We start from the raw sequence: 13041 nt of genomic DNA on the forward strand, positions 1-13041 counted from the left end.
ACATCCTTCTACGTTCTATAACTAGCATTAATCTGAACATAATCATAGGTTAGATCGCATCCCCATGCTCGCCCGTATCCGATGCCTTCAGATAGAATCACCGTAATATGAATCTCCTGGCCTTTTAAGTAGTTTCGAATCTCTTCTTCTGAGAAAACTACCGGCTCTCCGTCTGCCACCACTTCATGATCTCCAATCAATATATTTATTTGATCAGGATTAAAAGATACTCCGCTATAACCGGCAGCTGCGAGAATCCTTCCCCAGTTAGCGTCACATCCAAAGACAGCCGTTTTCACAAGAGGTGACCCGACAACAGTTTTCGCTATCACTCTAGCTTCCTTTTCTGTTCTGGCTCCCTGGACATTCACTTCGATAAGTTTACTGGCTCCTTCACCATCTTTTGCGATAAGTTTGCCTAAATCTTCACAAACTAGAACAAGTGCATCTAAGAATAACTCCCACTCGGGATGATTTTTGTTCAGTTCCTCATTTTCGGCCATACCGTTCGCAAGCATGAGAACCATATCGTTCGTTGACGTATCACCATCAACCGTAATGCAGTTGAAAGTTCTTTCTACTGCATATGACAGCGCCTCGTGAAGATCATCTTGATGAATGTTTGCATCTGTTGTAAGAAAACCAAGCATTGTCGCCATATTTGGATGAATCATCCCTGATCCTTTAGCAGTTCCTGCTATAGTAATTTCTTTGTCATTGATTTTTAGAGAGTACGCCGTATTTTTAGATACCGTATCGGTAGTTAAAATCGCTTGCGAAAAATCAATCGATCCCTTTAAATTAGAATCAAGCTCAAGATTTTGAATCCCGGATGTTATTTTATCCATCGGCAGGTGTTCTCCGATTACCCCGGTAGATGCTACTCCTACAAGGTGTGGAGGAATTCCAAGCTTATTCGCAATCTGCAGCTGCATTTTTTTTGCATCCTCGAGTCCTTTTTTACCGGTACATGCATTGGCGTTTCCGGAGTTAACAATTACTGCCTGAAGCTTCCCTTCTTGTTTGATGCTCTCCTGCGTCACCTTTAGCGGAGCAGCCTGTACTTGGTTTGTCGTGTAAACCCCGGCTGCGTTTGCTGGTGTCAGACTGTATAGCAGCCCTAAATCCAGCTTCTTATGTTTTACTCCGCAATGCAGCCCGCTTGCATAAAAGCCTTTTGGTGTTGCGATATTAATTCCTGTTACCTTGTGTATGGATGGTCTTGTAGCCTGCATCTATCCTGCCTCCTTTATTTAAGGGAACAATGGCGACTGTTTCAGTCCCTCTAATTCGTTCAAACCAAACATGATATTCATATTTTGCACGGCCTGCCCAGCAGCACCTTTAATCAGGTTATCTATAACTGATATGACAGTGATTCGATTTGTCCGTTCATCAATAGCAAATGTTAAGTCACAATAGTTTGAGCCATACACCTGTTTTGTGAATAGTTCTGTATTTTCTTTAAAAACCCGGACAAATGGTTTAGCTTGATAAAATTCTTGAAAAACCTCTGTTACGGAATGAAATTGAATCTCTTCTGCTAACTCTGCATACATTGTGGCCATTATTCCTCTAGTCATAGGAACAAGATGCGTAGTAAAGGTGATATTTGTATCTGTACCCGTTACTGTTTTCATCGCTTGTTCAATCTCTGGGATATGCTGATGTTTGTTTATCTTGTAAACACTCAGACTATCGTTTGCTTTCGTGAAATGAGATGCTTTTTGCGGTGAAGCACCAGCTCCTGAAATTCCGCTTTTTGCATCAATAATGATTGTTTCAGGGTTTATCAATCCCGTTTTTAATAATGGCAGCATTCCAAGCAGCACTGCTGTAGGATAACATCCTGGATTTGCAATCAATCCTGCTTTTGAAATTTCGTTCTGGTTCCATTCAGATAAACCATAAACTGCTTTATTTACGATTGAAGTATCAGGAGGCTCTTTCCCATACCACTCTCGGTATATATCCGGATCCTTTAATCGATAATCTCCTGCCAAATCGATCACTTTTGCCTTTCGTCCTATAAATGACGGCAAAAGCTCTGTTGAAGCACCGCTTGGAGCCGAACAGAACAAAACATCTAATTCATCTGTGTTTAACTGATCGAAAGAACGCAGTTGATCCATGTTAATCCCGTATAGATGGGGCGCTTCTTCTGAAAGTAATTGTCCTTCTCTAGAGGAGGAATAGAGTAACACTTCATTAATTTCTGGATGTGCCGTTAACAGCCGGAACAATTCTAATCCGCCATATCCGGTAACTCCAATAATTCCAGCTCTCAAACAACATCACTCCTTTAATAAGTTAAGGTTCATTATAGAGATGTATAAAAATTAATTCAAGAGTATATTTATTAATTTTTTATTTCTTTTAAAATTCAATCATTTTTTATCCCCGAAAAATAAAAAAGGATGCCACCCAACCATTGCGGGCTCATCCTTTTATTTTTGCTGAATCTAGTGACAGATTAAATCGAAACTGACCTTTTTTAATACCACACCAGGTATTAGAGCAGGAATTCCTGTTGTAAATCAAATTAATCCCACGTTCGTACATTTTTTCTCACGTTAATTAAAATAATCCCACGTTATTTATAAAATAACCACGAATCGACACATCTCGACAAATTTTACTACTCTGCTACCCCATGCCCTTTTATTAAAAAAGCTTACTTGTTTTGCTAGTTTATTCAACCATCTAACAAGTAAGCGTTTGGCAGGATATATTATTGTCTTAAAAATCCGCCTTCTGAGTGGATGATCTGACCTGTGATCCATTCGGATTCCGGAGAAGCCAAAAACGTAATTAATCTTGCGGCATCTTCTGGTTTTCCGATTCTGCCTAACGGAAATTTTGGCAATAGTACTTTTTGCAAGTCTTCTGTCATCCAGCCTGTGTCTGTGGGTCCAGGATTAACAGCATTGACTGTAATTCCTTTGGAACCCAATTCGGCAGCCATGGTTATCGTTAATGCTTCGATAGCACCTTTTGTGGCGGCATATGCCAGTTCGCCTGTCATCGGACCCTTTGACTGCCCTGATGTCAAATGAATGATGCTTCCCTTGTGCCCAGTAAAGCGTTTTGCAAATTCGATGCTTAAAAGAGTTGTTGCACGAAGATTTATGGCATAATGCTGATCAAGCAATTTACCCGTCGTATCCTCCCACGAATGATTTTGAGAAAAGCATGCGTTGTTGACAAGAATACTCGGTTTCCCGATTCGCGCCTCAACCAGATCCAAAAGATTTGTGATTTGAGCAGAATCAGATAGATCAACTTCTTCATAAGAAGCACTTATGCCGCAATGCTCCAGTTTACCAACTAGTAAATCCGCATCATTTTGATGATTCCCCTTATGCATCGCTTTGTCATATGTACCCCAAGTGGTAAAAAATATGTTGGCACCTTTTTCAGCAAGCTTCAAACAGACTGCTGCACCAATGCCATTTATGCGGCTAGCTCCAGTTACAATCGCTGTTTTCCCTTCTAAAGGACGATTTATCATATACTTTCCTCCTTAAACGACAGGAGTTTCCGCCTTTTTCCCATCTATGACTTTTGCAATATTCCGGCAAGCAAGCTCAGACATCTTCTTTCTTGTTTCCACACTTGCACTTCCAATGTGCGGCAATGCCACTACTTGTTTCATTGTTAATAGTGGATGGTCAGCAGCAATGGGTTCTATTACATAAACATCCAACCCAGCACCTGCGATCACACTGTTCTTAAGTGCATCTACCAGTGCCTCTTCATCAACAGATGCTCCTCTGCCGGCATTGATAAAAATTGCACTTTGTTTCATCGCTTGAAATGCTTCCCTGTTAAACATGCCTTTCGTTTCAGTTGTTAAGGGGGCAAGGCAAACAACAAAATCGGACTCTTTAAGAAGATCGTAAAAGTCCCTATATACAGCACCTAATTTCTTCTCTGCTTCAGGCTTCCTGCTCCTGTTATGATACAAGATGTTCATATCAAATCCCTTAGCCCGTCTTGCTACTGCTTCACCAATTCTCCCCATACCTACGATTCCAATTGTTTTATGATGTACATCAGCACCAGCAAGCAATAAAGGACCCCAACTGTTCCACTTACCCTCTTTTACATAGCTTGCAGATTCGACAATACGTCTGGCTGTAGCCAAAATTAATGAAAAAGTAAGATCAGCTGTTGAATCTGTTAATATGTCCGGTGTATTACATACCCTTACATTTTTCATTTTGGCTGCTTCTATATCAATATTGTCATATCCCACAGCTAAATTGGCTACAACTTTTAATGATGGGGCGTTATCAAAAAGCTCTTTGTCAATATTATCTGAAAGCATGGTTAATAACCCTTCAGCTTTTTGGGCTTCTTTAAGAAGAACCTTACGAGGAACCGCTTCTTCTTCGGACGGCCACATCCCAACATCCGCTATTTCTTTTAATGAAACGAGCGTTTCTTCCGGTAGTTTTCTTGTAATAAAAACATATGGTTTTTGCATCCGCTTTCACTCCTTGTATGTATTTTCTCATGTGTGTATAGAAAAAACAAAAAAGAGCTCTTTTGGGAGAGCCCTTTTTCGTCAGATCATTGGAACGAGCCAGTCAACAATCGGAATATTCAATTCACGCACAGGCAAACCAATGGATCTGAAGAAACTTTTCAGGAAATATTCATTCTGTTTTTCATACGAGATTAAGTCAGTAAAGCGGCGTACATACAATTCTTTGCCTATATCTCTTTCGTTTTTATAATGGCCTTCAACAGTATCAAAGTATTGTGAAGGGAAAAGAAGTCTGCCGTATAATAATCTCCATGCCCCTTTTGATAACGGTTTTACTTTTTCATAATCATCGATTAAATTTAATACTTCGTCATTTCTGAACTGCGGCTGATAAATTTTTTCACGGATGCCTTCTGCAACATCCCTCATTGGACTGTCGATTACCCAGCCTACAGGCAGTTTAATAAAACCATTCGAAGACCTGATCCAAGAACGTTCACTGAACCGGTCATAACAGATTGCTGCCGATCCAATCCCCTTTGGTCCTCTTTCCATCTGATAATCCGTGATGTACTGAATTGCGTTTTCCGCAAGTCCCTCGTAGTAAGGAAAAGTTGTTAAAAAAAGATGATCAAAGTCATTTTTCTGTTTTCTGGCTGAAACTTCAGAATACGTGTTATGCATTTCATCCACACGATTCATCCATAAAAGAGGCCATTGGCCATAGGCTATCTGCTGGACCGGATAGAATTGTTCCAGGCCTTTACCCCTTTTATGAAATTCTGCCAGCTCAATCCCTAAAGATACATTCCTCTGCTCCTCTTTCGTATGAGCTTTCTTAAAGATAATAACGGATTCACCATCAACATATGCACTTGGCATATTCGTAACGGTCGGCTGCAGCACTGGCAGACTTTTCTCCCCCCGCTGTTGCAGAAAGTCACTGATAAATATCATTTCCTGCAATTTTTCATATGTCATTTGCTGCTGTGGAATAACAATATACTGGTCTCCCTTGCAGGTAAATGTACGGTAACCCGATTCCGATCTCCGGTCTTCACACACAAGTTGATAATGATGAAAAATATCTCTTTCAAACAATGGCGATCCCCCCACCTGTCAGCTTTCCTGCGGCTGCAAGATCATTAACATCCGCATTTATGGATACACCATTGTATGCCCAAATAGGCGAAGTGTTAGCTTTTTTTGATAAATTCATAACTTTATCATGAAAACATATACTATACAAAGCTAAGGAGACTATCAGAGAAAAGGAGTACAAGGATGCCAAACAAAAAAGTGGAAAATGTCGAAGAAACAGCACGCAAACTACTGAACGAACGGGGCGTTACAGTAAACGATATAGCTGAACTCGTTTATTTTCTCCAAGTCCCCTATCATCCTGACCTAAAAATGGACGTGTGCAGAGAAAATGTTGAAAGAGTTATTGCAAAGCGGGAAGTTCAAAATGCTATTTTAACAGGCATTGGTCTTGATGTATTAGCTGAAGAAAAGAAATTAGAACAGCCGCTACAAGAAATATTAGAAAGAGATGAAAGTTTGTATGGCATCGATGAGGTTATAGCACTTTCTATTGTAAATATATATGGTTCTATTGGTTTTACGAACTATGGATTTATTGATAAACAAAAACCTGGAATCTTAGAGAAATTAAATGATAAATCCACTGGTAAAGTTCACACGTTTTTAGACGATATTGTAGGTGCAATAGCGGCTGCAGCCTCGAGCAGATTAGCACATCGTGCAGCTAACGAAGAATAAAAGGAAGGCTTAAGACCAAGAGATCAAATCTCTTTTTACTTAAGCCTTCCTTCGTTCATTATTTAATTTCCCATTCGTCTAATCCATCAACTGTATACGTTGGGTGAATGTCGATATGTTCTAAATGTTTTTTCGTTGTTACCCCTGTATGAACTAGAAGAGTATCAAGACCTGTTCGAATTCCCGCTAAAATATCTGTCTGGTAATTATCCCCGATCATCAGCGTTTCTTCCTTTTTTGTACCCAGCGTTTCAAGTGCCATCTCCATAATAATCGCCTCAGGCTTTCCGATAAAAATAGGCTCTGTTTGGGTTGAAACTGTTATAACAGAAGTTAAAGAACCGTTTCCAGGCAGAAGTCCTCTTTCAGTAGGAAGGGCAATATCTCCATTTGTAGAGATGAATGTGGCACCGTTTCTCACTGAAAGACAGGCTTTTGCAAGTTTTTCATAAGTGATCGACCGGTCGATTCCAATCACGACGTAGTCAGGGTTTTCATCCACAAACTTTAAGCCCTTTTCCGTAAGTGCTTCTCTTAGTCCGTCCTCTCCGATACAGTAAACAGTTGCATCCTCTTTAAGATTGGAAATATATCTTGCTGTTGCCATGCTTGTTGTGAAAACGTGCTCGGATGTGGCAGGTATATCAAATCCTTTTAAAACTTCTGCAACTTGTTCCTTTGTTTTTGAAGAATTGTTCGTTACAAATAAATAAGGCAAATCATTCTCGTTCAGCTTTTTAACAAATTCAACAGCTTCATGTATTCGTTCTGTTCCTCGATACATCGTTCCATCTAAGTCGATCAAAAACCCTTTATATGCTCTCATATGTTTCTCTCCTTTATGTACCTTATCATTCTGCCCATCGCTAAAGAAAACTTGGCTGACGCATTCTTTATTCGTCAGCCTTTTGCACTTCTGCTTTATTCCTAAACTTGTTTACTCCGATGTTTTATCTTTCAATTAACTAGTTACACTTTCCAAAAGTGAAAAAAAAACACACCTGAAGCAGATTATACTTCAGATGCAGCTCTTTCTTTAATGACATAACAGCAGTAATCTCCACCTTTAGCCATACATGTTTTCCGGTCAATCTCATCTGTGCCGAGCATTCTTTTAAATAACGAAAGCTCACACGAACAAGCTTGCTGATATTCATTGGCTACCATAGCGATCGGACAATTGTATTCGGTTAAAACATAGGTCCCCGGATCTTCACCCTTTTGCCAGTCAACCATATATCCCGCTTCATTCTGAATGCTCGCCAGTTCGTTCACTTTTTGCTCAAAATGAGTAAGCTTGTTCATCCGGTCTTTATATTTATCCTGCAGACGATTTTCCCGTCGTTTAAACAACCCTTCTACCGTTTCTGTTCCACTGAGCTCTTCAATATCTTTTAAGAATTCAACAGTCAAACCTGAATAGTTCCGCGGAAACTGTTCATCACCGCTTGCACTTAAATGATAAAAATGAATGGGTCTTCCCATGGCTTGACGTACAAGTGTTGTTTCAATCACGTGGTCCCGCTCTAAAGTATTAAGGTGGCGTCTTACTGCCATTTCTGTAATGCCAAGAGATTTAGCCATTTCCGTAACGGTCATCCGTTTGTTTCTTTTTAAAAGATAGATGATCTCATCACGTGTTGAGGTGTGATTCTTCACAGTCATCACCATCCTTTTTTACCATTTTACCGTAAATTATAGAAAACGTACATTTTTAAATAAAAATGTTTAAAAACTATACATTTAATTTATTCAGGTAAAAAAGCAGAAACCGGGCCTAGTTCATCTTCAAGATATCGTTTAACGTGAACAGGAAAACCTGAGAGTTCCGGCAAATGTTGTTGTATGGTATCGTATGTTTTTTGAATATCTGAATGTGGATATTCTTGAACTAAAGATTTACGTAAATTTACTACGTTTTTTAACGCTAACGCTTCCTCTTCCGGAATGACTTTTTCATCAATAAGAATATCAAGAATATCTTCAAAGCTCCCGGGATCACGCATGATAAAACCGTCAATAATCATATTTCCGACGTCCATCATGGATTCAATCAGCATATGACCTATACGTTCTGCCGCAAGAACCTCAATTCGGTTTTCCGGGAAAGATATTGTTTCAAAAGTTCTTAATAAATCATTCATATACACTAAATGCTCGTTGATTTTTTTACGGTCAACAAAATACATAGTCATCACCTTTTGTAAGTTTCTCAAGTAAAGTGTAACATAAAAGAAGAGATTTCATTTATCCCAGCGTATGAAAATTTATTGTTTTGGAATTTAAGGAGGGCATTATACATGTCAGATGAAAGATTTTTCTTATATGACGATACGGAGAAAACGGAAACACGCTTTGTAAGCTTTATGGGGAAAAATACACGGTTCGATCTAGCTATCGTTAAGACAAGCCGCCATTATGGAAAATCACTTGTACTTAATATGCTTGGAAGCCATTTTGCCATAATTGGACAGGATGATTTAGACGAAGAAGGCTATTTGGAGCACGCTTTTAACTTAACAGAAGAAGACGCCATGGAGCTGCGTGAATTTTTAGCAGAAGTGGTTTAAAAAACAAGGCTGCTTTCGAAATCTTTGTTGGAATTAGAATGGTTGATTTCCGCTCCAGGATGCTCGCTTTCCGCGGGGCGTGCGGTGAGCCTCCTCGCGCTTTGCGCCTTTAGGAGTCTCATTCAAGGAAGCATGTGTGCTCCTGCGTCCGCAAGAAATCCTACCGAAGTGAACTTCCTCGTCGCATGCCTTGCGAGAAGTATTCTCAGGTGGCTGGCACACTGATCCCGCAGGAGTCTCGCACCTTGCGCTCCAATCAACTTGTCAATGATGGGAATTCATAAAAACACTTCAATAAAACAACAATCAAAATGTACCAAGAAAGAATCATCTTCAAAGGGAGACACTTTATTTAAGGATAGATATTTTTTATCCTAATATGGCCCCTGAGAGGATGGTTTTTTTGTTCGAAAAGGAAAAAAGGCAGTATACTGATTTTTCGAATGTAGAGACCGGTCGCAACTATGTGCTTCCAGAAGATCTGCCTGAAGGTCCATACGGTTCGCCTATTAAGCGGGCATTAGGCAAATCAACGCCTTGGAAAGAAAGTCAGCGATACTACAGTGCCTTTAACTACGAAAATAAAAACTTGCACGAAGGGCTAGAAAGACATGATCCAGGTGCTCATCCGACACATGATGACCCTGAACTTTATACCGAACAGCCGTACGATGATTCTCGAGGCTCATAAAGTAAGAAAAAACCCCTGAATTCTCAGGGGTTTACTTTTTTTAACACAAAATATGGACATCCGAAATTGCAATATTCATAAATGTATTCCGGTAAAGTACTGATTTTCGTATCAAAGGTAGCCTTTTCATGATTATCTTCAAAAAAGCCACGTAAACGAAGCTGTTCGTAACCGAGGTCGCCAACAATATAATCGTATTTATGTAAAATTTCACTGTAGCGCGCTTTAAATTGCTCCTCATTAAAGGCTTCACGTACATCTTCAATCACTTCATAGGAATAATTACCAACTGTAATCAAAAATGCTTCACCTCATTTCCTGATACTTATTTTACCATGTTTTCGCCTTTAACAGCCAACAATTTCTTCGTAATGTATTTACTTTTCAGGTCATTCTAAAGAATAAGGAGGTGAAAACACCTGTGAAAAAAATAGGAATGTTAGCAGTAGTATTCGTAATCGTACTTTCAGGTTGCGGCGGTGATGATCAAAAAAAGATGGGTCAGGAATATAAATTTTCAAGAACCAATGTTAAGGATGAAAATCGGATTGGCAACAACCAGAATTATGGGGATTTTGGATATATGCGCCATATGTCCGGGGATAAAGTTAAATCAGGAAATGCTGTACCTTACTTAAATCGACAAAAGCTAGCAGATATGATTTCAGATATGGTCCTTCAATTACCAGATATTAAAGATGTCGGTACGCTCGTTACAGATGAAGAAGTATTGATTGGATATAAAACAACAAACAAAGACAGAAACGCAGCTGCAGACCAAGTAAAAATGACTGCATTCTCAGTTGTACCGCGTTATTATCACGTTTATGTAAGCGATGAAAAAGGCATGATTGATAAAATTGAACAGTATCAAGCACTAAATAATGATACAGAAGATATTGAAGGAATTATTGATCGTTTGATTGAAGAAATGAAAAAATCTCCGCAGGGAAAGAAATGGAACTATGGAGAAAATGAAAACGGCGAAATGAATGGCGAAACAAACCCAATGCGCGGTGAAACAGAAGGAAAATAAAAACCAGAAGCAGCTCTGCTTCTGGTCTTTTTGTACTAAAGTATAACTTGTATGGTGTTCGATAAACGACGAAAGTCAAACAAGTTTAGGAATTAAGTGCAACTAAGGCTGGCTTTACGTCAGCCAAGTTTTCTTTATATTAAATATTTTGGGCTGCAGCATTTACTTGCTCATCGGCATGATAAGAAGAACGAACAAGCGGGCCTGATTCACAATGTTTAAAGCCTTTGCTAAACGCAATATCGCGCAGTTCTTTAAACTCATCAGGAGTATAATACTTCTGAACCTTTAGATGTTTCTTCGTAGGCTGCAGATATTGTCCGATTGTCATAATATCCACATTGTTGGTACGAAGATCATCCATCGTTTCGATAATTTCTTCCCATGTTTCTCCTAGACCGATCATAAGACTGGATTTTGTCGGGATATTTGAATTCATTTCTTTTGCACGGCGCAAGAATTCCAATGTTCTTTCGTACGTAGCACGTGCACGGACTCTTGGAGAAAGTCTTTTTACCGTTTCGATATTATGGTTCATAATATCCGGTTTAGCATCCATCAATGTTTTTAATGCATCAAAGTCACCAAGCATATCAGATGGCAAGACTTCGATTGAACAGAAAGGATTGCGGGCACGGACAGCTCGTACTGTTTCTGCAAAAACGTGTGCTCCTCCGTCTTTTAGATCGTCACGGGCAACAGCTGTAATAACAACGTGTTTTAATCCCATTTGTTCAACAGATTCAGCAACGCGTTCTGGTTCTTGAAGATCGAGTTCAGTAGGTAAACCTGTTTTTACAGCACAAAAACGGCAGGCACGCGTACAGATGTCTCCGAGAATCATAAAAGTAGCGGTTTTACGAACAGCCCAGCATTCATGAATGTTAGGACATTTCGCTTCTTCACAAACTGTATGTAGCTTCTTTTCACGCATCATTTTCTTTAGTTCTTTATAGTTTTCGTTCGTGTTTAATTTTATTTTCAACCATTCCGGCTTACGTACATATTCTTCTTTCTTTGCCATCATCATCACCCCAAATTTTCTTGGTCTGAAAAGTTACATTTTGTTTTGGTTTAAAACGTTATTCACCCATCAATACTCTACCATATGACAGCCAAAACTCCAAACATGAGTTTTTTCCAACATTTTTCCTTCATGTTTTTTACTAAGTTCAACAAACTAATGGTAAATGAAAGAAAGGAGTGGTTTGGGACGATGAGGAAATTCACAGTCCTGTTCCTCACTCTGGCAGCCCTTCTAATAACCTTTCTTCCGGAAAGCAGCGAGGCCGCCGAGCGATTTACGAAAGAAGATGTTGACAGGCTAAGCCTCTATAAAAAGATGGAGTCCGTAACACTTATTCCATGGCATTATTTTGCCGGTGTTGACCAGTATGAAAGAAGTGTAAGAAAAGCCCGGAGAGACTTGCCGGCAAGAAAAGGGTTAGTGGGTATATACTTTTCCCCTATTCAATGGTCAGGACCTATAAATCCTAAAATGGATGATACAAACCCTGAGCGGATTGCCATGTTTGGTGGAATTGGAAAAGATGGGAATAATGATGGAGTTGCAGATCGAAACAATGACGAAGATATCTTATTTACCTTTGCAGATATCATTCAAAAACATGGTCACGATATCGAGAACTTTCGGATTGGATTATGGAGCTATTATCAAAGAGACAAAGCCGTTGACATTATCATGGAAAACGCAAAGATCTATGAGACATATGGTACTGTTTCTTTAGATAAACATAGCTTTATTGTGCCGTTAAGATCAAATTATAGCTATCGAAGCACATGGGGGGACCGCCGCGGGTTTGGCGGACTTCGTATCCATGAAGGAACAGATATTTTTGCTGACTATGGTGTGCCAGTAAAAGCTGTATCTTATGGCATCGTAGAAGTTAAAGGATGGAACCGTTTTGGAGGATGGAGAATCGGGGTCCGTGACATTAATAACGTGTATCATTATTACGCTCATTTAGGCAGTTTTAATAAAAGCATTGAAAAAGGTTCGATTGTAGAACCGGGTACAGTGCTGGGCTATGTCGGAAGTACGGGTTATGGTCCTCCTGGAACGTCTGGAAAGTTTCCGCCCCATCTTCATTTTGGAATGTACCGTGACAATGGCATTACAGAATGGGCTTTCGATCCATATCCCTATTTAAAAGCATGGGAACGCCAGGAAAGAATCAATAGCAAAAAAAGATAAAAAGAAGCAAATCGCTTCTTTTTAGTCGGGATAAGTCCTGGATGGCGATCATAAATCTCGGATGACGATCATAAATCTCGGGCAGTGCGCTCATTTATGATCTAATAAAAGAAAAAGCTGATCTTCAATCGAAGATCAGCTTTTATCTTTTAATTTTTCTTTGAAACCCGAACTACATTCGCAATACTTGCCAGCAAGCCACCCCAAAGGATAACCATGCCGATAACCATCATTGCTATAGCACTGCCTGTCATA

The 13041-nt window shown here is 39.5% G+C and carries 17 protein-coding genes; 5 read left to right on the forward strand and 12 right to left on the reverse strand.

Annotation, left to right across the window (positions count from 1 at the left end; all coding sequences use genetic code 11):
- Positions 1 to 8 precede the first annotated feature (8 nt).
- The 6 genes from argJ to M3196_RS21950 form a co-directional block, all read right to left on the reverse strand.
- Complete coding sequence (gene argJ, locus M3196_RS06420; protein ID WP_251321389.1) at positions 9 to 1235, reverse strand: bifunctional ornithine acetyltransferase/N-acetylglutamate synthase; 1227 nt, start codon at positions 1233 to 1235, stop codon at positions 9 to 11.
- Positions 1236 to 1253: 18 nt separating this feature from the next.
- Positions 1254 to 2288, reverse strand: coding sequence for an N-acetyl-gamma-glutamyl-phosphate reductase (argC, locus tag M3196_RS06425; protein ID WP_251321390.1), 1035 nt, complete (start codon positions 2286 to 2288; stop codon positions 1254 to 1256).
- 443 nt (positions 2289 to 2731) lie between these two features.
- Positions 2732 to 3511 (reverse strand): SDR family oxidoreductase, encoded by a 780-nt coding sequence (locus M3196_RS06430; RefSeq protein ID WP_251321391.1) that lies wholly within the window; start codon positions 3509 to 3511, stop codon positions 2732 to 2734.
- 12 nt (positions 3512 to 3523) lie between these two features.
- Positions 3524 to 4489 (reverse strand): 2-hydroxyacid dehydrogenase, encoded by a 966-nt coding sequence (locus M3196_RS06435; protein WP_251321392.1) that lies wholly within the window; start codon positions 4487 to 4489, stop codon positions 3524 to 3526.
- Positions 4490 to 4570: 81 nt separating this feature from the next.
- A complete protein-coding gene (yutH, locus tag M3196_RS06440; protein ID WP_251321393.1) occupies positions 4571 to 5593 on the reverse strand; it encodes a spore coat putative kinase YutH in 1023 nt (340 codons plus the stop codon).
- Positions 5586 to 5711: a hypothetical protein gene (locus M3196_RS21950; RefSeq protein WP_276531250.1), complete on the reverse strand. Its 126-nt coding sequence runs from the start codon at positions 5709 to 5711 to the stop codon at positions 5586 to 5588. Before M3196_RS21950 ends, yutH begins: the two co-directional genes overlap by 8 nt.
- 65 nt (positions 5712 to 5776) lie before the next feature.
- On the opposite strand from M3196_RS21950, the gene M3196_RS06445 reads away from it, so the two are divergent.
- Positions 5777 to 6274: a phosphatidylglycerophosphatase A family protein gene (locus tag M3196_RS06445; RefSeq protein ID WP_251321394.1), complete on the forward strand. Its 498-nt coding sequence runs from the start codon at positions 5777 to 5779 to the stop codon at positions 6272 to 6274.
- Between the two features lie 58 nt (positions 6275 to 6332).
- Here the strand turns inward: M3196_RS06445 and M3196_RS06450 are convergent, their stop codons facing one another.
- The 3 genes from M3196_RS06450 to M3196_RS06460 form a co-directional block, all read right to left on the reverse strand.
- A complete protein-coding gene (locus tag M3196_RS06450) occupies positions 6333 to 7100 on the reverse strand; it encodes a TIGR01457 family HAD-type hydrolase (protein WP_251321395.1) in 768 nt (255 codons plus the stop codon).
- Positions 7101 to 7285: 185 nt separating this feature from the next.
- Positions 7286 to 7939: a helix-turn-helix transcriptional regulator gene (locus M3196_RS06455; protein WP_251321396.1), complete on the reverse strand. Its 654-nt coding sequence runs from the start codon at positions 7937 to 7939 to the stop codon at positions 7286 to 7288.
- A gap of 83 nt (positions 7940 to 8022) precedes the next feature.
- A complete protein-coding gene (locus M3196_RS06460) occupies positions 8023 to 8463 on the reverse strand; it encodes a DUF86 domain-containing protein (RefSeq protein WP_251321398.1) in 441 nt (146 codons plus the stop codon).
- A gap of 111 nt (positions 8464 to 8574) precedes the next feature.
- Here M3196_RS06460 and M3196_RS06465 point away from each other — a divergent pair, with 111 nt between their 5' ends.
- Both M3196_RS06465 and M3196_RS06470 read left to right on the forward strand, forming a co-directional pair.
- A complete protein-coding gene (locus tag M3196_RS06465; RefSeq protein ID WP_251321399.1) occupies positions 8575 to 8844 on the forward strand; it encodes a DUF3055 domain-containing protein in 270 nt (89 codons plus the stop codon).
- Between the two features lie 394 nt (positions 8845 to 9238).
- Complete coding sequence (locus M3196_RS06470) at positions 9239 to 9535, forward strand: hypothetical protein (protein WP_251321400.1); 297 nt, start codon at positions 9239 to 9241, stop codon at positions 9533 to 9535.
- 23 nt (positions 9536 to 9558) lie between these two features.
- On the opposite strand, the gene M3196_RS06475 is transcribed toward M3196_RS06470, so the two are convergent.
- Positions 9559 to 9834, reverse strand: coding sequence for a YutD family protein (locus M3196_RS06475; protein ID WP_077359566.1), 276 nt, complete (start codon positions 9832 to 9834; stop codon positions 9559 to 9561).
- 122 nt (positions 9835 to 9956) lie between these two features.
- Between M3196_RS06475 and M3196_RS06480 the strand changes: the two genes are divergently transcribed.
- On the forward strand, positions 9957 to 10571 hold the full coding sequence (locus tag M3196_RS06480) for a YhcN/YlaJ family sporulation lipoprotein (protein ID WP_251321401.1): 615 nt from the start codon (positions 9957 to 9959) through the stop codon (positions 10569 to 10571).
- 139 nt (positions 10572 to 10710) lie between these two features.
- Here M3196_RS06480 and lipA read toward each other — a convergent pair whose 3' ends face one another.
- Positions 10711 to 11595 carry a lipoyl synthase gene (lipA, locus tag M3196_RS06485; protein ID WP_251321402.1) on the reverse strand — a complete coding sequence of 295 codons (885 nt, stop codon included), beginning with the start codon at positions 11593 to 11595 and terminating at the stop codon, positions 10711 to 10713.
- 192 nt (positions 11596 to 11787) lie between these two features.
- On the opposite strand from lipA, the gene M3196_RS06490 reads away from it, so the two are divergent.
- Positions 11788 to 12786, forward strand: a complete 999-nt coding sequence (locus M3196_RS06490; RefSeq protein ID WP_251321404.1) for a M23 family metallopeptidase — start codon at positions 11788 to 11790, stop codon at positions 12784 to 12786.
- 149 nt (positions 12787 to 12935) lie between these two features.
- On the opposite strand, the gene M3196_RS06495 is transcribed toward M3196_RS06490, so the two are convergent.
- Complete coding sequence (locus M3196_RS06495; RefSeq protein ID WP_251321405.1) at positions 12936 to 13040, reverse strand: methionine/alanine import family NSS transporter small subunit; 105 nt, start codon at positions 13038 to 13040, stop codon at positions 12936 to 12938.
- Position 13041: the final 1 nt, after the last annotated feature.

This window comes from Fictibacillus nanhaiensis (genome assembly GCF_023715445.1).
GTDB lineage: Bacteria > Bacillota > Bacilli > Bacillales > Fictibacillaceae > Fictibacillus > Fictibacillus nanhaiensis_D.

What these genes read in the sequence shown, in the direction of transcription:
- argJ (WP_251321389.1), bottom strand. Translation starts at nt 1,235, where the DNA reads ATGCAGGCTACAAGACCATCCATACACAAGGTAACAGGAATTAATATC.
- M3196_RS06430 (WP_251321391.1), bottom strand. Translation starts at nt 3,511, where the DNA reads ATGATAAATCGTCCTTTAGAAGGGAAAACAGCGATTGTAACTGGAGCT.
- M3196_RS06435 (WP_251321392.1), bottom strand. Translation starts at nt 4,489, where the DNA reads ATGCAAAAACCATATGTTTTTATTACAAGAAAACTACCGGAAGAAACG.
- M3196_RS21950 (WP_276531250.1), bottom strand. Translation starts at nt 5,711, where the DNA reads ATGAATTTATCAAAAAAAGCTAACACTTCGCCTATTTGGGCATACAAT.
- M3196_RS06445 (WP_251321394.1), top strand. Translation starts at nt 5,777, where the DNA reads ATGCCAAACAAAAAAGTGGAAAATGTCGAAGAAACAGCACGCAAACTA.
- M3196_RS06450 (WP_251321395.1), bottom strand. Translation starts at nt 7,100, where the DNA reads ATGAGAGCATATAAAGGGTTTTTGATCGACTTAGATGGAACGATGTAT.
- M3196_RS06455 (WP_251321396.1), bottom strand. Translation starts at nt 7,939, where the DNA reads ATGACTGTGAAGAATCACACCTCAACACGTGATGAGATCATCTATCTT.
- M3196_RS06460 (WP_251321398.1), bottom strand. Translation starts at nt 8,463, where the DNA reads ATGTATTTTGTTGACCGTAAAAAAATCAACGAGCATTTAGTGTATATG.
- M3196_RS06465 (WP_251321399.1), top strand. Translation starts at nt 8,575, where the DNA reads ATGTCAGATGAAAGATTTTTCTTATATGACGATACGGAGAAAACGGAA.
- M3196_RS06470 (WP_251321400.1), top strand. Translation starts at nt 9,239, where the DNA reads ATGGTTTTTTTGTTCGAAAAGGAAAAAAGGCAGTATACTGATTTTTCG.
- lipA (WP_251321402.1), bottom strand. Translation starts at nt 11,595, where the DNA reads ATGGCAAAGAAAGAAGAATATGTACGTAAGCCGGAATGGTTGAAAATA.
- M3196_RS06490 (WP_251321404.1), top strand. Translation starts at nt 11,788, where the DNA reads ATGAGGAAATTCACAGTCCTGTTCCTCACTCTGGCAGCCCTTCTAATA.
- M3196_RS06495 (WP_251321405.1), bottom strand. Translation starts at nt 13,040, where the DNA reads ATGACAGGCAGTGCTATAGCAATGATGGTTATCGGCATGGTTATCCTT.